Genomic DNA, 17,104 nt, shown 5'->3' with positions numbered 1-17,104 from the left:
AGGACCTCCTATTGCTTGACCGCACCGGCCAGACCGTTGACGAAGAAGCGCTGCAGCAGAACGAAGAGCAGGATGATCGGGGCGAGCGTGATGACCGTGCCGGCGCAGAGCAGCGTCCACTCGGTCGAGTTCTCGCCGATGAACGCGTACATCCCGATCGCGAGCGTGCGCAGCTCGGGGCGGCCGAGCGTGAACACCAGCGGGATGAAGAAGCTGTTCCAGGCGGTGATCGCGGTGAACAGGCCGACCGTGGCCAGCATCGGCCCGGACAGCGGCAGCATGATGCGCGCGAACGTCTGGTGGAAGTTCGCCCCGTCGACCATTGCGGCGTCCTCGAGCTCTTTGTCGATCGCCATGAAGTAGCCCATGAACAGGAACGTCCCGAACACCACTCCCCCGGACGCCTGCACGATGATCACCGACCACAGGCTGTTCAGCAGATGCACCCGCTGCATCAAGTCGAAGACCGGGATGATCGTGTACCCGTGCGGCAGGAACAGCGTCGCCGACACCAGCCCGAGGCAGAACCCACGGCCCGGGAACCGTGTACGGGCAAGTACGTATCCCGCGCAGGAAGTGACTACTAAAGTGATCACGACCGTGCCAACGGTGATCAGAATTGTGTTCATGAAGTACCGGCCGAACGAGGCCTCCTGCCAGGCGTTCAGGTAGTTCGCCCAGAGGAAGTGCGACGGCATCGGATTCAGCCCGTCGGTGAAGAAGTCGTCATCACTCTTCAGCGACGAGCCGAGCGCCCAGAACAGCGGATACAGCCACGCCAATCCGCTGACCAGCAACGCCACATGCGTCATCACTGTCACCACGCGACGCCTGGTCATGGGGCCTCCCGGTCTGGACTGAGGAGCGGAGGGAGCGAAGCGACCGGAGCGACGAGGGAAGACCGGGAGCAACAGCCCCATGACCCGCCGCGACGGAGTCGCGGCATCAGTACAGTCATGATGAGGTACCTCTCCGACGAGCGAGGGAACGCAGTACGACGACCTGTACGACGGAGAACCCGATCAGCAGCAGGCCGTAGATGAACGAGGCCGCCGACGCCAGGCCGATGTCCGGCTGGACAGCGTTGGCGTTACTGCCGCCGAAGGCCAGGTGGTAGATGTAGGTGTTCACGACCTCGGTGGCGAAGAACGGGCCGCCGCTGGTCAGCACCTGCACCAGGTCGAAGATCTGGAACGTCCCGATCACCGCCAGGATCACGATCACCACACCGACCGCCCGCAGCATCGGGATCGTGATGTACCGGAACATCGCGATCCGACCAGCGCCGTCCAGCCGTGCGGCCTCGTAGAGCTCGTCCGGAATCGTCTGCAGCCCGGCCAGGAAGTACACCAGGTTGTAGCCGAACGTGTGCCAGATCCCGACCAGGATGATGATCGCCATCGCGAAGTGCGGATCCCCCAGCCAGTCGATGTGCTGATGGATCAGGTGCAGGTTCAGCAGCAGCGTGTTGATCGAGTCACCGAAGTTCGACACGAGCAACTGGATCACGACACCGATCACCGCCGCCGAGGTCACCACCGGCAGGAAGAACAGCGTCCGGTAGAACGACGCGAACCGCAGCCGCTTGTTGTTCAGCACGAGCGCGAGCGCCAACGCCAGGACAAGCTGGACCGGCACGACGAACGCGGCGTACACGAAGGTGTGGCCGAGGGAGCGCCAGAAGATGCTGTCGTTGACGATCTGCCGGAAGTTGGCCAACCCGACGAACTCCGACGGGTCGCCGATCCCGTCCCATTTGTAGAACGTGTAGCCGAGCGACGCGATGATCGGATACACCACGAACGCGAGCAGCAGCACCATCATCGGCGCCAGATACACATACGACCACAGATAGGTACGGCGTCGCGCCCGCCGCCGGGCCGCCGCTGGTGGCGGCCCGGTAGCGGTCACGTCCTGCCGTACGGCGGTCATCACCATCAGGCGCCCGGCTTCGTGGTGTAGGCCTTGGTGAGATCCCAGTCCGCGAAGGCGAAGTCTTTCGCGCTGACCCCCGGCGCCTTCTTGATCGCGTCGCCGAGCGCCTGGTTCATCTTGCCCTCGAGCTCGGTCAGCGCAGCCTGCCGATCCTTGAGCTGACCCGTGTAGATGCCGGCCAAGACATCGTTGATGTCCGGCTTCACCGCAGGCAGCTGGACCGCCGACACCTTCGGGTTCCGGATCGCCGGCTGTGGACCGACCACGGCCGCACCCGACATCGCGACGTACTGCGAGAACGGCGCGAACGTCACGCTCTTCGGGTCGTTGTTCTTCGCGTACACGGACAACCCCTGGCCCTGCTCGACCCAACGCTTCCCGGCGTCCGGGCTGTACAGCCAGTCGAACCAGGCCCACGCCTCATCGGCATGCGACGTCTTCGACGAGACCGCAACGAACCGTCCGCCGGGAGGCCCGTAGAACAACGCCTTCGGCGCCTCGCTGGGACTCGGCAGGGTGACCAGGCTGTAGTCGGTGAACTTGTGCTGCGTCCACTCCGGCTGGTTCCACACTCCCCCGACCGTCATCCCGAACCGCCCGCGCTCGAAGAACGCCCGCGCCTGCTCGTCGGAGATGCTCATCGAGTTCGGGTAGAACCAGTTCTTGTTCTTCCACTCCATCAGCAGGTTGATCATGTCGAGGTAGTTGCGATCGCTGCCGAATTTCCACTGGCCGACCCGGTAGTCCATCCCATCGATGCCGCCGACCGCGGCGCCGCCCGGCGAGCCGGCGCCGCGCACGAACAGATCCAGCCACCAGGCCAGGGTCGTGTTCGTCGAGTTGCCGAAACCGAACGGCGCGACCTTCCCGCCGCTCTTCGATGCGATGGCCTCGGCCGCCTGCGTGACGTCGTCCCACGTCTTCGGCAGCTTCACACTGCCGTCGTCGTTGGTCAGGCCGGCGTCCTTGAAGACACCGTGATGGATGTAGAGCTGGAGCGACGGCGCCGGGGCGGCGAACGGCGCGGTGTAGACCTTGCCGCCGAAGACGTCCACTCCCTCGACGAAGCTGTTCTCCGGGAAGCCGGACTGCCAGGACTTCGTCGCCCACTTGTCGACGGGCATCAGCCAGTCCTGTGACACCTGCTGGCTGAGCTGTGGGCTCTTGGGCACCATCAGGATGTCCGGCGGGTTGTTGCTCCGGTACGCGAGTGACACGAGGTCGGCGTACTTGTCGCTGACCTGCGTGGTCTTCTTGACCGCGATGTCCGGATGCGCCTGCTGGAACAACTTGATCTCGTTGTCGACCCAGCCGGCCTGGCTGGCGTACCAGTCCCAGTAGGTGATGGTGGTCTTGGCCTTCGATCCCGAGGCCCCGCTGCCCGAGTTGTCCGAGGAGCAGCCGGCGAGTGCGCCCGCGCCGGCCAGTGCTGCCGCACCGCGCAGCAGCGACCGCCGTGAGATGGGTGATGACATGAGAATTCCTCCAGTGACTTAGCTGCAGGCCGGCGATGCCGACGACGCGGTCTGGGACAGGGAGCCGAGCCGCCAGGTGAGCGGACTGCCGTCCCAGGTCACCGCCACGCGACGCGGACGTTGGAAGGGCAGGAACGAGACGGTCTGGCCGCGATCGGACGGTCCCGGGCTGAACGCGTTGTCGCTGCCGACCGGGACGGGGATGTAGTAGTTGTTGGCATTCGAGTAACCGAAGTACGCCGTGTAGGAGTCGGCGTTGTGTACGACGCAGGCCGCGGTCGGCTGGACCGGGTTGAACGCGGTCTCAGCAGGCCCGGTCCCCCGGACAGGTGTCTTCGCGAGTGGTGCGAACGAGGCATCGTCGACGAGCAGATCACCGGCGCCCGTCGAAGTACTGACCCACCACTCGGCCTTCGTGAGCGTCCCGGTCCAGGAGACCGTCGTGTTCAACGCCGAGATCTGCGTCCACCCGGTGGAGCTCACCGGCGCCGAGCCGAGCCGCAGAGTGGTCGAGCCGGTAGACGTCGTCAGCTTCAGACTGACCATCGCTGTGTCCGACCCGGACGCCAGCCGCACCCAGGCCGAGGAGTCGTACAGGCCGCCGTTCACGACGGACACCCCTTGCGCCGGACCAGCCCAGGCGGCCTCCCGCCCAGCAGCCGACAGGTCACCAGACCCGGCATGCGGAGTCGTCGACGCGTTCTTCAGCGTGCAGGTCCCGAGGCAGTACCAGCCGGTCGTGTTCGACTGGTTCTCGAGTGACCCGTTCGCCAGCACCGACGGTGTCGGCAGAGACGGCAAGACTGCGGGCGGACCCTGTGCCGGTGGAGGCGTGCCATCCGTCGGTGTGATGGCAAGGTCGTCCAGAGTGCATTCGGGAGAGCTCGCACTGGGGTTCGACCAGGCGAAGACTTGGACCCACTTCGTCCCGGTCGGTGGCGTGAAGGCGGCCAGCTTCTGCGTGTAGGCGCGTTCGTCGGCGTACGACAGCTCGTACTGGAAGGTCGGCGTACCAGCTGTGGCGCCACCGCGGACGCCGGCGTAGCACTGGGTACCGCCGCCGTTCAGACGTCCCCAACCGGACAGGAGGTAGCTCGTGCCTGGGGTCAGGCCAGTGATGTTCTGCGTGACGCCCGAGCCTGGGCTCAGCGAGAGTGCGGTGTGGCCGCTGTGGGCGTTCGCAGCGCTGCCCGGACCGGTGCCGAGTGACGTCCAGCGGCGAGTACCGCTCTCGAAGCCGCCGTCACCGATCGGATTCGGCTGGCTGGTGCGGACTGTGGTGGCGATGCCGTCCGTGATCACCTTGACCGAAGCGCCGGCGGTGGTCGGCATAGCGACCTTCACCTGCTTCGAGATGCCGTTCACGGTGACCGTCACCAGGTAGTCGCCGAGGAAGCCGCGCGTACCGAAGGTCCCGGCAGCATTCGACGGACCCGAGACGCTGGTGTGCCACTGATGCTGGATCAAGTCCTCCCAGACCAGCGCGTTCGGCTTGGGTGACCAGTCGTCGTTGTAGAGCGCGACGCGCGGGTTGTAGATGTTCTTCGACCAGATCCCGAAGTTGCTGATCTGGTTGACGTTCGGGTTCGAGAACATCGCGGTCATGAAGTCGCGGGTGTAGTCGGCCTGCAGTTGCTGGTCGTCGGTGTCCACGTCGAACTCGGTGACCGCGACCTTCACGCCGAGGCCGGCGAACTGGTCGACGATCGTCATCAGATCGTCCGGCGAGGTGAGCTGGAGCCCGTTGAAGTGGCTCTCGAATCCGACCGTGTCGATCGGCGCACCCGACGACTTCAACGACTGCACCAGGTCGTACACGTGATCGCGGTGACGCGTCTCCCAGCCGTTGTTCTCCACCAGGCCGTAGTCGTTCAGCGCGAGCTTCGCGTTCGGGTCGGCTGCGTGCGCGAGCCGGAACCAGTTCGCGATCTCGTCCTGGCCGAGGATGTCCTGGACGTTGTGTTCGGAGTACGGCTCGTTGACCACGTCCCACTCGTCGACGAGCCCGGCCAGCGTCGACGCCTCGTCGGTGATGTGGGTGTTGATCCGGGCGCGCAACGCGGCCGGGTCGTTCTGCAGGTTCACGACGTCGGGCTGCATCAGTCCCCACGACGGCCAGATCAGGTTGTGGCCGCGGATCCGCAGCCCGTGCTCACGCATCCATTGCAGAGCGGGCAGTGTGATCGTCTCGCGCTCGGTCGGGTTCTCCCAGTGGTTCCACTTCAGGTTGTTGCCCAGGGCCCCTTGGTTGAAGAGCGTCGAGTACTTCGACTGGTACTGCGCCAGATCGGTCCCGCTGATCCCACCGGCCGGATCGCCGACCAGCCGCGCACCGTCGGACGCGGCGCCGAACTTGAACGCACTCGTCTGCTGTACTGCGGACACGGTCGCGCCGCTGACGGGATTCCCCGCAGTGTCGACGACCGAGACCGACAGGTTCCCCTTGCGGTACTGGTCGATGCGGGCGTCGGCCGCAGTACGCCAGGCGGCGTTCGGATCGCGGCCGTCGTACGTCACTTGCGGGTAGCCAGCCGGATTGCCCGGGCCGAGATCCTGCACCGAGACGCCGGCGATCTGGAACTTCTGTGCGCCGTATCCGAGCCACAGGTTCAGGTGCGCGGCCGTGCTCGTCCCCGCGGTGTACGTCGTCGCGGCGCGGAACGGGAACTCGAACTTCTTCCACTCGGTGCCGTACTGCAGGGCAGCGTTGAGCGACTTCTTGAACGGCGAACCGTCCGTCTCGAAGACCAGGTGGGCGTTACCACTGGTCGGCGTGATCGCTCGGGCCCATACGGTCGCGACCAGCGCGTCGCCTTCGGTGACGGTCGCGGCAGCAGGCACGCCGAGGGTGATCTCGTACTCGCCGTCGAGACCGGGACTCTGCGGCCCGTTCGGGACGTTGATCTCGAGGGCTTTGGTGAAGTCGGGGTTGCCGGTGATGTCGACCTGCTGGGTCGCATCGGTCGGGAGGCTTTTGAACTCGGTGAAGTTGGCAACGGCATCGGCCGGGAGGACCTCGTACGGCGTCGCGTCGGCTCGGGCGGTGGTCTGGATCGCCACCGAGGCGATGAGGGCAAGCGTCACACCGGTGGCCAGTTTTCTGATCACTCCGGATTCCTTCCAGAGAGCGCGCGACAGCATCGCCCGTCGGCGTCAGGCCTGGGGCTGCTGTCGTACGTGTGGTGTCAGCGGTCGGGCGGGACCTCGATCCGGGGATCAGGCCTTGGTGGTCTGCGAGCGTCCGCGCGGGGACCGGGTCACGGGCACCGGCCCGCAACTCGCCCGGACGATCAGGCTGGTCGGCATCACAAGTCGAGGCAGGTCGGCGGACGGCGGCTCGACGTCGACCGCCTCCCCCGGCTCCTCGTCATCGGGGTCGCGGGGGCCGATCTCGGACAGCAGCAGCTCCGCCGCCCGCTTACCCATGTCGATGAACGGTTGCTGGATGGTGGTCAACGGCGGCCGGATCTGTGCCGCCGATTCGATGTCGTCGAAGCCGATCACGGAAACGTCCTCCGGAACGCGCAGCCCGGCCTCGGCGGCCGCGGTCATCACGGCGTACGCCGTCACGTCGGAGTGCGCGAACACAGCCGTCGGACGCTCGTCGGCAGGCAGCGCGAACAGTTCGTGTGAACGGGCGCGGATCTGCTCGGGCAGGAAGTCGCCTGGCTTGGTGAGCTCGGGATCCGGCTGGATGCCGGCCGTCCGGAGCGCGTCCAGGTACCCGCGGTAGCGGTCCTGGCAGCAGCGGTACGTCATCCGCCCTTGGACACAAGCGATCCGCTCGTGCCCCAGTTGCAGCAGGTGATCCATCGCCGTCAACGCGCCGTCGTAGTTGTCGGCGGTGACCGACGGCAGTGCGACGTCGGCGTCGATGGTGTTGACCAGGACGACCGGCAGGCCTTCCTCGTGCAGCTGGACCAGCGGGTCGAGCGGTTGTTCATGACTGACGACCAGCAGGCCGGACGCCATGCTCGAGGTCAGGATCCGGTCGATCAGCGAACCGTAGTCGCGGTCGTTGGTCGCCGTGTAGAGGATGATGTCGAACCCGCTCCGCTCGGTCACCGCGGCCACCCCGATGTTGATCGAGGCAACCATGTGCCAGGACAGGCCGGGCACGACCATGCCGATCAGCCGGGTGCTCCCCTTGGCCAGCGCGGTCGCGGCGAAACTCGGCACGTACCGGTGCCGGCGCATCACCGCGAGGACGTGCCGCCTGGTCGCCGGGTCCACCTTCGGGCTGTTGTTGAGCACCAGCGAGACGGTGGACTTCGACAGCCCGGACAGCGCCGCGATGTCGCGGATCGTCAGCTTCGCCATCCGGCCATCCTTCGGGTTCGGTCCGTTGGACTGGTCCAACGGACGGTTGCACCGGAACGTAACAGTGCGCCGGTACGCCGTCAACACCCTGCCTGCAATCGGTTTCAGTACGAAGCATTGCGCCCGTCGCGGTTGTCGTGCCACGATCGTCGGACCGTGTTGGACCGGTCCTACGCAGGCCGGGATCACCTGCCGGGACCGGTCCGGCACGCCCGCAGGCTCAACCAGGCCCGACAAGGCCGGGACAAGGCCGGGACAAGAACCGACAAGCCGCCAGGAAGGCCGCCCATGCCGCCGTACGCCCTCGACGACTTCGCCTTCGACCTCCGCCGCGCTGTGCCACCCGCCGAGATCTGGGTCGGCAGCGGCACCGGGACGGTCAGCCAACTGACCGGAACCGTGTGCGGGGTCGGCGGCTGGTTCGCTCCCCCGCTGGCCGCGCCCGACAGCCGGTTGACGATCTCGCTGGAGGTCGACGGGCAGCGGGTCGTGGACCTGGCCCGCCCGGGCGCCGGCAATCGCGGTCTTCTCCCGGCCGGCGGCACCTGGCGACCGGATCGGATCGTCCGCCGGGGCACCTACCACCAGTACGCCGACGGCCTGACCTCGCTGGCCGTCGAGTCCACCCTCACACCCAGCCACGGCTCCCCCGGCTATGTCCTCACCCTGCGGATCCGGAACCGCTCCGGCAACACCCACGAAATCGCCGTCTGCCCGGAGCTGGCCCCAACCCAAGCCCACCAGGTCCCACTCTCCGAGTGGGGCTGGGTTCCGCCTGCCGCAGGCCGAGGCGAGCCGGTCACCCTGTCGCACGACGGTCTGACGGCAACCCTTGAAGGACACGGCGAGGCGACCTTCACCATCGCCATCCAAGCCGGCGCGGGCCACACCACCCGCGCCTGGGAGTCCCGCATCGCCCAGACGCTCGGCCGGGTTCCGACACTCACCTCCGACATCCCGGGGCTCGAGCAGTACTACCGCCGCTCGCTCGCCAGCGGGCTCGTCTGCTGGTGGGACCACCCGGACTTCGTCACCCAGCCGTTCATCGCAACGTCCGGCCTCGACGGCGGCGCCCTCTGCTCCTATGCGTGGGACACCGGCGGCTACGCGCCGACTCTGCTGAGCCTGATGCTCGGCGACAGCGTCCTCGACGTCATCCAGTCCTTCCTCGACGCCGACCTCACCGACCGGTACGCCATCGCGCCCGACGGGACCGGCCTCGGCGTCGCGTACGCGTACAGCGGCTGGTCACTCGTCGCCCTGACCCGAGCAGCCGCTGCTGAACGCCGGCTCGATCCAGCTCTGATCGCCCGGCTGTACGACGTACTCACCACCCTCGACAAGCGGTTCCAGCCGGACGACCAGACCGGCGTACTGCGGGACTACGGCGACCAGAGCAATCTGCTCGAGATGCGCGGATCCGGCTGGGAGCATGTCGTCGCGAGCCCGAACGCCGAACGAGCCTGGATCCTCGAGACCCTCGCCGAACTGTCCGATCTCACCGGCGCCGCGCTCCCGTCCGACGAGCTCAGGCGCTCGGCGCGACAGATCCGCGACGAAGTGATCCGGCAGTTGTGGGATCCCCGAGCAGGATGGTTCCGCAGCCGCTATCCCGACGGCCATACCGAGCTCGCGTACTCCGTCCAGGCGTTCGACGCACTACGATCCTGCCCGCCGGAGATCGCGAACGCGTTGATCAGCCACCTCCGCCCCGGCGCGTTCCTCGGCGAGTACGGCGTCAGCAGCGTCAGCGCCGAGGACGAACTGCACTACGAGACCGCCGACATCGACTGGTCAGGCGGCGGCGCGTACACCGGCGAGGCGCCGCAACTCGCGCTGACACTGTGGCAGCAGGGTCATCCCGAGCTCGCGTGGGACGTACTGCGTCGGCTGTTCTGGATGGGCGAGCACTACCCGTACTTCCCCCAGGACCACTACTCCGACAAACCAGGCGCGCCCGCCTCCGGCCGCCGCATCAACATCATCGCCGGCCTCACCGGAGCCGAAGCCGTCCTCACCGGCCTGGCCGGCATCCACCCCAACCCCGACGGCTCGCTGCACATCACGCCGAACCTGGTTGCCGCTGGCAACATCACGCTGAGTGGTCTTGGTTACCGCGGGCACATGATCGACATCAGCATCAGGCCCGACGGCTTCGAGGTCTCCGTGGACGGCGAGACGCAGTCGCCCGACTCGAACGGCACGGTCGTCGCAGTACGCCCCGCGGTGAGCGGTTGCGGTTCGGGTACCAGCGCCGGATGATTCAGAGGTTCGATCCGCCCGTCGAATGCTGGGAGGGGCCCACGCATGAGGATTCGACTTCTGGTCAGTGCTGCAGCAGCGACCGCACTCGTCGCGGCAGCAGTCGCAAGTCCGGCTCAGGCGTCACAGAAGGCGATCGCCGCGCCGGCGGTGCCGACCTTCGTCGACGGTCTCGCCCAGGCCGTCTTCTCGACGAATCCCGCCGATTGGTACAGCGGTGAGGTGTGGGTCCAGGCGCCGTTCGACAGCGACCACGACGGCGCGCCCGACCGGATCCACGCCGACTTCACCGCGCCCTCGGAGGTCCTCACTCAGGGCCTGAAGGTGCCGGTCATCTTCGAGGACAGCCCCTACTACGCGGGTACGGCGGACGAATACAGCAACTGGGGTGTCGATCACGAGCTGGGCTCCCCGCCGGCGACGCGTCCGCGCGCACCGTTCTGGGCGGCGTTCGACACCAGCCCGGTGATCAGCACCGTCTATGAATCGACCTGGGTGCCACGCGGGTTCGCTGTCGTCCACGCGGAGTCGCCGGGCACCGGCCATTCGGACGGCTGCCCGACATCCGGCGGCACGAACGAGACCTTGGCCGCGAAGGCGGTGATCGACTGGCTCAACGGCCGGGCCCGCGCCTACACCACCAAGGACGGCTCGACCCGGGCGGTGGCCGGCTGGACGACCGGAAACGTCGGCATGATCGGTACGTCGTACAACGGGACCCTGCCGGAGGCTGTTGCGACGACCGGGGTGGCCGGGCTGAAGGCGATCGTGCCGATCTCGGCGATCTCCGACTGGTACGACTACTACCGCGCGAACGGCATGGTCCGGGCGCCGCACTCGTCGTCGAACCCGTCCGGCAACAACAACGCGTTCCAGGGCGAGGACCTCGACGTACTGGCCGACGTCGTCTACTCACGGCTCGACGAGACCGGTGCGCGGACGATCTGCCAGCCGGTGATCGACGACATCGAGCGCAATATCGACCGCGCCACGGGCAACCGCAACAAGTTCTGGCAGGAGCGCGACTACATGAAGGACGTGCGCAACGTCCGCGCCGCGACCCTGCTTGCCCATGGCAACAACGACTTCAACGTGATGACGAAGAACGCGGCCCAGTTCTACGCCGCGTTGAAGAAGCAGCACGTGCCGCACATGTTCTACTTCCACCAGGGCGGCCACGGCGGCGCGCCACCCGACGTACTCGTCAACTACTGGTTCACCCGATACTTGTACGGCGTACAGAACGGGGTCGAGCAGTTGCCGCGATCGTGGGTCGTCCGCGAGGCCGCGTCGTGTCCGCCGCGTCAGACGACGGTGGCCGGGGAGCAGTCCAACACGGCGACGCTCGCGGTCGCGGATACGAAACCGTTCCGGATCGGGTTCTCGTTGACGGTGCCGCAGACCAACGCCGACGGCACAGTCACCAGCACGAACCGCCTGATCGCAAAGATCCCCGACTCGACCCATCTGGTCCTGGCCTCCCCCGTGGCAACAGCCGCCGGCCAGAAGGTCGCCGACGGTGCGACCGTCAGCCTGCAATGCAGCAACGCCAACCCGACGCCGTACGCCGAGTGGCCGGACCCGGCCGCCGGTCAGGCCGGCCTGCATCTGAGTCCGGGAGCGCCGACGCGCGGCGGCCTGACCTTCGCACCGACCAAGTCGGGCACGGAGACTCTGACCGACGACTCATCGATCGCGGCGATCACCTCCGCGAACGCGCTGTCCTCGGGAGTCCGGTTGGTGTACGAGACGCCACCGCTGACCAAGCCGGTCCGCATCAGCGGTACGCCGTCTGCCTCGCTGCAACTCGCCTTCAGCGCATCCAAGGCGAATGTGACCGCAGCGCTGGTCAGCTACCCGCCGACAGGCAACGGCACGATCCTCACGCGCGGCTGGATGGACCCGGCCAACCGGGTGTCCGACTGGTTCGACGCGCCGGTCAAGCCGGGCAAGATGTACCGGATGGACGTCGACCTGCAGCCCAAGGACACCGTCGTACCAGCCGGAAACAGGCTGGCTCTGATGATCGTCTCGAGCGACCGCGACTTCACCATCCGGCCCGCTCCCGGCACCCAGCTGACCCTCGACCTCTCCCACAGCTCCATCGACATCCCGGTGGTCGGCGGCCGCAAAGCACTGGCCGACGCCCTCAAGTAGTCAGGACAGCGAAGGCTTCGAGGACAGAATCGAAGTGATGATCCGCCATCGGTGAGTCCGCCGCATGGTGGCTCCCGATGCGGATCGTCCGAAGGCCGGCATTGATACCTCCGGCGATGTCGTACGCCGGATGATCGCCAACCATCCATCCGCCCTCGAGCCCCGCGCCGGCACCCTCCGCTGCGATAGCGAAGATGCGCGCATCCGGCTTCCGAACACCAACCGCGCCAGAGATGCAGCAGAAGTCGACTGCACGGTCGATACCGGTGTGCGCCAGCTTGGCGGACTGCTGGACGACGTTCCCGTTCGTCACGACAGCGAGCCGCCAACCCGCCGTACGCAAAGCCGCCAGCCCTTCGAGCACCTCGGCGTCCACCGAGGTGAAGGGCGGGTGCTCGCGGTCGTAGTCGTCGACCGAGATCCCGACGCCGAAGCGCTGCTCGAAGCGTTGGAACAACTCGTCGCGCGGCGTGAACCCGCCGTTGTCGTGGGCAATCAACCAGTCGAGCGCGTCCGGACCGAGTCCGGCGCGGTCGACCCACCAACGCGCCCACGCCACGAACGCTGCGTCCCGATCGATCAACGTGTTGTCGAGGTCGAAACAGACCAGCCGTGGCGTCATGGCTCAACCCTTACAAGACTCAGACGTCGATGCGGTTCTCATCCAGTTCGTAGGCGCCCTGGACCAGGAACTCCTTGCGTGGGGCAACGTCGTTGCCCATCAGCAGGTCGAAGACCTTGGCCGCGTCCTCCGCGTGGTCGACCGTGATCCGGCGGAGCGTGCGGTGCCGCGGGTCCATGGTGGTCTCCGCCAGCTGGTCGGCGTCCATCTCACCGAGACCCTTGTAGCGCTGCGGGGGCTCCTTCCAGCGGACGCCCTTCTTCATCAGCTCGGCCGTCTTCCGCTGGTACTCCGCGTCGCTGTAGGTGTACAGGTACTTGTCCTGACCCTTCTTCGGGTTCGTCAGCTCGAACCGGTGCAGCGGCGGCACGGCGGTGTAGACGCGCCCCGCCTCGACCAGCGGCCGCATGTACCGGAAGAACAGCGTCGCGAGCAGGCAGCGGATGTGGGCGCCGTCGGAGTCGGCGTCAGCCATGAAGATGATCTTCCCGTACCGCGCCTGCTCCAGGTCGAACGTCCGGCCCGAGCCGGCGCCGACGACCTGGATGATCGACGCGCACTCGGTGTTCTTCAGCATGTCGCCGACGGACGCCTTCTGCACGTTGAGGATCTTGCCCCGGATCGGCAGCAGCGCCTGGAACTCCGAGCTGCGCGCGAGCTTCGCCGTACCGAGGGCCGAATCACCCTCGACGATGAACAGCTCGGACCGGTCGACGTCGTTGCTCCGGCAGTCGGCCAGCTTCGCCGGCAGCGCCGACGACTCGAGTGCGGTCTTGCGCCGCTGCAGCTCACGGTGCTGACGAGCCGCCACCCGCGTCCGCGACGCGGCAACGACCTTCTCCAGCACGGCCCGCGCCTGCGCCTTCTGCGCGGCCTTGCTGGACGTGAGGAACGCCTCGAGCTCGGTCTGCACGACCTTCGCCACGATCCGCGACGCCGCCGGCGTACCGAGAACTTCCTTGGTCTGGCCGTCGAACTGCGGCTCGGCCAGGCGCACCGTGACGACCGCGGTCATGCCTTCGAGCACGTCGTCCTTGATGATCTCCTCGCCGTTCTTCAGCAGGCGGGTGCCATCAAGTGCATTCGTGAAACTCTTCGACAGCGCGCGCTCGAAACCGTTGACGTGGGTGCCGCCCTTCGGCGTGGCCACGATGTTCACGAACGACCGCAGCTCGGTCTCGTACCCGTCGCCCCAGCGCACCGCGATGTCGACGTCGAGATCACGCTCGACGTCGGACGGTGTCATGTGGCCGGCGTCGTCGAGCATCGGCACGGTCTCGGTGAAGTGACCCGTCCCGGTCAGGCGGACGACGTCGGTCACCTTCTGGTCGGTCGCGAGGAACTCGGTGAACTCGCTGATGCCGCCGTCGTGCTTGAAGTGCTCCTCGGTGACCTCGTCGCCGCGCTCGTCGCGGATCACCAGCGACAGGCCCGGCACCAGGAACGACGTCTGCCGCGCCCGGGTCACCACCTCGTCGTAGTTGAAGGCCGCGTCCTTGGTAAAGATCTGCCGGTCTGCCCAGTAACGGATCCGGGTGCCAGTCACGCCCTTCCTCGCGCGGCCGGCCTTCCGCAGACCCTTCGCCGGCGTGAACGAAGCGTTCGCACCATCACCGTCGAACTCCCCGGCGACGCCACGACGGAACGAGGTCGTCCAGACCGTGCCACCGCGGTCGACCTCGACATCCATTCGCGCGGACAGCGCGTTCACCACCGAGGCGCCGACACCGTGCAGACCGCCGGAGGCGTTGTACGACCCGCCGCCGAACTTGCCGCCGGCGTGCAGCTTGGTGAACACCACCTCGACACCGCTGAGCTTGGTCTTCGGCTCGATGTCGACCGGGATGCCGCGGGCGCGGTCCTTCACCTCGACCGAGCCGTCCTTGTGCAGGACGACGTCGATCTGCTCGCCGAAGCCGGCCAGGGCCTCGTCGACGCTGTTGTCGATGATCTCCCACAGGCAGTGCATCAGACCGCGGCTGTCGGTGGACCCGATGTACATACCGGGCCGCTTCCGGACCGCCTCGAGACCCTCGAGGACGAGCAGATGGCGGGCGTTGTACGCCGGGTCGATCTCGGTACTGCGAGGCGTCGGGGCGGCCACAGGGCTCCTTCACTGGTTCACACGCTTACTACCCACAGCCTATGCGGCCGCACCCCCAAAACATGGCAGGCGGGGCCCGGGACGGCATGCGGCCGGACATGCCGATGGGAACCGGAGATACGTGTTGCGACAGGTATCGATCCGGACTCGATTGGAAGTGGCGTACGACACTCCGATTCTCAGCACACGGTGACGGTTTCATGGCGCACAGTGAGAGAAGAAGCACTCCGCCGCCGTGACTCACCGGAAAATCCCCCACCTACGAAACGATTCCGCGTCAACGAGCGTCATACGGAGACAGGTGGTTCGTCTCACATACGGACACGTTGTCCCCACCGGGAAGCGATCCGCATGTCAGGATGTTGCTATCTGGTGAGTACGGAACTAGATGAGATGAGGCCTCAATGACTACAGCACTCGCCCCGAGTTCGGCCCTGTCGGCCGCGGATCGTTGTGACCGCTGCGGTGCGCAGGCCTACGTCCGAGTCACTTTGACCAGCGGTGGGGAGCTACTTTTCTGCGCCCACCACGGTCGGGAGCACTCGGAGAAGCTGCGCGACATCGCGATCACGATCCACGACGAGACCGGGCGGCTCCAAGCCACCCCGACGGTCGCCGCGGAAGAAGAGCGGTAAGCCCCAAGGCTGTTCCAAACGCGCCAACGGCGGCGCCAAAGTCATACAGGCTTCGATGGCGGTTCACCCGGAAGGGTGACCGCCATCCTTCCGTTACACGACAGGTACTCCGGGCCCCGGGCCGTGCCGCCGCAATTCTTGCCAGGCCCGCGCCAACCGGGTCACCGCATCATCAAGCACTTGTTCGGAGTAAGCGAACGGCACCCGTAGGTAATCGTCGTGCGAGCCGGACGGATCCATCGCCTGCCCCGCCACCACTTCGACACCGTGCCGCAACGCCACCTGCGCGAAGACTCGCGCGTCCGTCTCCGGCAGCCGGATCCACAGCGCCGACCCGCCGACCGGCGTGCTCCATTCCCATTCGGGCAGTCGTTCGGTCAGCAACTCCCCCATCAACTTCTTCCGCGCCGTCGCCAGCTGAGCCCTGGTCGCCGTGAGCTCGGTAAGTCGCGGCAGCAACCGCGCGGTCAGCGCCTGATCGATCAGCGGACTCCCGAGGTCGGCCAGCGCCTTGTGGCGGGCCAGTCGCTCAGCCAACGGTCGCGACGCCCGGATCCAGCCGATCCGCAGACCGCCCCACACGGCCTTCGACACCGACCCGATCGTGAGTACCTCCGCATCGTCCGGCGCGTACGCCGCCAGCGGCGGAGGGATCGCCGGCCCGGACGGATCCCAGGCCGAATACGCGTTGTCCTCGACCACCACGACGCCGTACCGCGCGGCGAGCTGGGCGACCTGCCGACGCCGGTTCGCCGACATCAACCGGCCGGTCGGATTGTGGAACGTCGGCATCACGAACAACATCGCCGGCTGGTCCTCCGCGAACGCAGCCTCCAGCAGATCCGGCCGGATCCCGGCATCGTCCAGCGGTACGCCGACCACTCGCCCGCCGGCCGCCCCGAACAGGTCGAAGCAGCCCGGCCAACTGGGCTGCTCGATCGCGACCGCGGCGCCGTTGCGCAGGTACATCTGCGTCACCAACGCGATCGCCTGATGGGCTCCGGTCGTCACCACGATCTCGTCCGGCGCTGTGGGCAGTCCACCGTCGGTGAAGTGGTCGGCGATGCGTTCTCTCAGTACCGGAAGGCCGCGGGGGTGGTAGCCGACGTCGCCGAGCAGTGCCGGCAGCTCGGTGGAGGCAAGGTCGATGAGCTCTGACGAGAGTTCGGGCAGGCCGGGGTCGACGGCGTACGTGAGGGAGATGACCTCGCCAGGCCCGACGGTGATCCGGTGGAAGAGCGACTCGCCGTACCCCGTGGGCATGTGCTTGTCCGCTCGTGAACGACCGCGTCCGGCCGCGCGTGCCACCGTCGTACCGCTGCCGCGGCGGCTCTCGACCAGGCCGCGGGCGCGGAGTTCGTCGTACGCCGCGACCACTGTCGAGCGGCTGATCGCGAGGGACTCGGCCAGCCGGCGCTCGGCCGGCAGACGCGCCCCGACCGGAAGGTCGGACGAACCGATCAGGGCGGCGATCTCGTCGGCCAGCCGCCGGTACAGACCGCCGGAGCGACCGGTCAGTCGGTGGCCGATCAGGTCGGCCAGCGCCAAGGGGTCTCCAGAACGGTCCACTTCTCCCCCAATTGGCTCGGGTGGA

The 17,104-nt window shown here is 67.1% G+C and carries 11 protein-coding genes; 3 read left to right on the top strand and 8 right to left on the bottom strand.

Annotation, left to right across the window (positions count from 1 at the left end):
- Positions 1 to 8 precede the first annotated feature (8 nt).
- The 5 genes from ACQPYH_RS21025 to ACQPYH_RS21005 form a co-directional block, all read right to left on the bottom strand.
- Positions 9 to 839, bottom strand: coding sequence for a carbohydrate ABC transporter permease (locus tag ACQPYH_RS21025; RefSeq protein ID WP_130448133.1), 831 nt, complete (start codon positions 837 to 839; stop codon positions 9 to 11).
- Positions 840 to 954: 115 nt separating this feature from the next.
- Positions 955 to 1,932 carry a carbohydrate ABC transporter permease gene (locus tag ACQPYH_RS21020; RefSeq protein WP_432893843.1) on the bottom strand — a complete coding sequence of 326 codons (978 nt, stop codon included), beginning with the start codon at positions 1,930 to 1,932 and terminating at the stop codon, positions 955 to 957.
- A gap of 5 nt (positions 1,933 to 1,937) precedes the next feature.
- Positions 1,938 to 3,410, bottom strand: coding sequence for an extracellular solute-binding protein (locus ACQPYH_RS21015; protein ID WP_432893841.1), 1,473 nt, complete (start codon positions 3,408 to 3,410; stop codon positions 1,938 to 1,940).
- Between the two features lie 18 nt (positions 3,411 to 3,428).
- Entirely contained in the window at positions 3,429 to 6,518 is a 3,090-nt protein-coding gene (locus tag ACQPYH_RS21010) for an endo-1,4-beta-xylanase (protein ID WP_432893839.1), read from the bottom strand.
- Positions 6,519 to 6,626: 108 nt separating this feature from the next.
- Positions 6,627 to 7,730, bottom strand: a complete 1,104-nt coding sequence (locus ACQPYH_RS21005) for a LacI family DNA-binding transcriptional regulator (protein ID WP_432893837.1) — start codon at positions 7,728 to 7,730, stop codon at positions 6,627 to 6,629.
- A 288-nt stretch (positions 7,731 to 8,018) separates the two neighbouring features.
- Here ACQPYH_RS21005 and ACQPYH_RS21000 point away from each other — a divergent pair, with 288 nt between their 5' ends.
- Positions 8,019 to 9,992 carry an MGH1-like glycoside hydrolase domain-containing protein gene (locus ACQPYH_RS21000; RefSeq protein ID WP_432893835.1) on the top strand — a complete coding sequence of 658 codons (1,974 nt, stop codon included), beginning with the start codon at positions 8,019 to 8,021 and terminating at the stop codon, positions 9,990 to 9,992.
- A gap of 45 nt (positions 9,993 to 10,037) precedes the next feature.
- A complete protein-coding gene (locus ACQPYH_RS20995) occupies positions 10,038 to 12,149 on the top strand; it encodes a Xaa-Pro dipeptidyl-peptidase (protein ID WP_432893833.1) in 2,112 nt (703 codons plus the stop codon).
- Here the strand turns inward: ACQPYH_RS20995 and ACQPYH_RS20990 are convergent.
- A complete protein-coding gene (locus ACQPYH_RS20990; RefSeq protein WP_432893831.1) occupies positions 12,142 to 12,771 on the bottom strand; it encodes an HAD family hydrolase in 630 nt (209 codons plus the stop codon). The genes ACQPYH_RS20995 and ACQPYH_RS20990 overlap by 8 nt on opposite strands.
- 19 nt (positions 12,772 to 12,790) lie before the next feature.
- Complete coding sequence (locus ACQPYH_RS20985; RefSeq protein ID WP_432893829.1) at positions 12,791 to 14,875, bottom strand: DNA gyrase/topoisomerase IV subunit B; 2,085 nt, start codon at positions 14,873 to 14,875, stop codon at positions 12,791 to 12,793.
- A 404-nt stretch (positions 14,876 to 15,279) separates the two neighbouring features.
- Between ACQPYH_RS20985 and ACQPYH_RS20980 the strand changes: the two genes are divergently transcribed.
- A complete protein-coding gene (locus ACQPYH_RS20980) occupies positions 15,280 to 15,510 on the top strand; it encodes a DUF7455 domain-containing protein (RefSeq protein WP_396406245.1) in 231 nt (76 codons plus the stop codon).
- Between the two features lie 93 nt (positions 15,511 to 15,603).
- Here ACQPYH_RS20980 and ACQPYH_RS20975 read toward each other — a convergent pair whose 3' ends face one another.
- A complete protein-coding gene (locus ACQPYH_RS20975; protein ID WP_432893826.1) occupies positions 15,604 to 17,079 on the bottom strand; it encodes a PLP-dependent aminotransferase family protein in 1,476 nt (491 codons plus the stop codon).
- Positions 17,080 to 17,104 lie beyond the last annotated feature (25 nt).

The organism is Kribbella sp. CA-245084 (assembly GCF_050942355.1).
GTDB lineage: Bacteria > Actinomycetota > Actinomycetes > Propionibacteriales > Kribbellaceae > Kribbella.
The sequence above is the reverse complement of the archived record's forward strand: the minus strand, read 5'-3'. Positions and strand labels throughout refer to the sequence as shown.

Bases quoted from the DNA above. Each gene is read 5' to 3' on its own strand.
- ACQPYH_RS21015 (WP_432893841.1), bottom strand. From the start codon at position 3,410: ATGTCATCACCCATCTCACGGCGGTCGCTGCTGCGCGGTGCGGCAGCA.
- ACQPYH_RS21000 (WP_432893835.1), top strand. From the start codon at position 8,019: ATGCCGCCGTACGCCCTCGACGACTTCGCCTTCGACCTCCGCCGCGCT.
- ACQPYH_RS20995 (WP_432893833.1), top strand. From the start codon at position 10,038: ATGAGGATTCGACTTCTGGTCAGTGCTGCAGCAGCGACCGCACTCGTC.
- ACQPYH_RS21020 (WP_432893843.1), bottom strand. From the start codon at position 1,932: ATGACCGCCGTACGGCAGGACGTGACCGCTACCGGGCCGCCACCAGCG.
- ACQPYH_RS20990 (WP_432893831.1), bottom strand. From the start codon at position 12,771: ATGACGCCACGGCTGGTCTGTTTCGACCTCGACAACACGTTGATCGAT.
- ACQPYH_RS21005 (WP_432893837.1), bottom strand. From the start codon at position 7,730: ATGGCGAAGCTGACGATCCGCGACATCGCGGCGCTGTCCGGGCTGTCG.
- ACQPYH_RS21025 (WP_130448133.1), bottom strand. From the start codon at position 839: ATGACCAGGCGTCGCGTGGTGACAGTGATGACGCATGTGGCGTTGCTG.
- ACQPYH_RS20980 (WP_396406245.1), top strand. From the start codon at position 15,280: ATGACTACAGCACTCGCCCCGAGTTCGGCCCTGTCGGCCGCGGATCGT.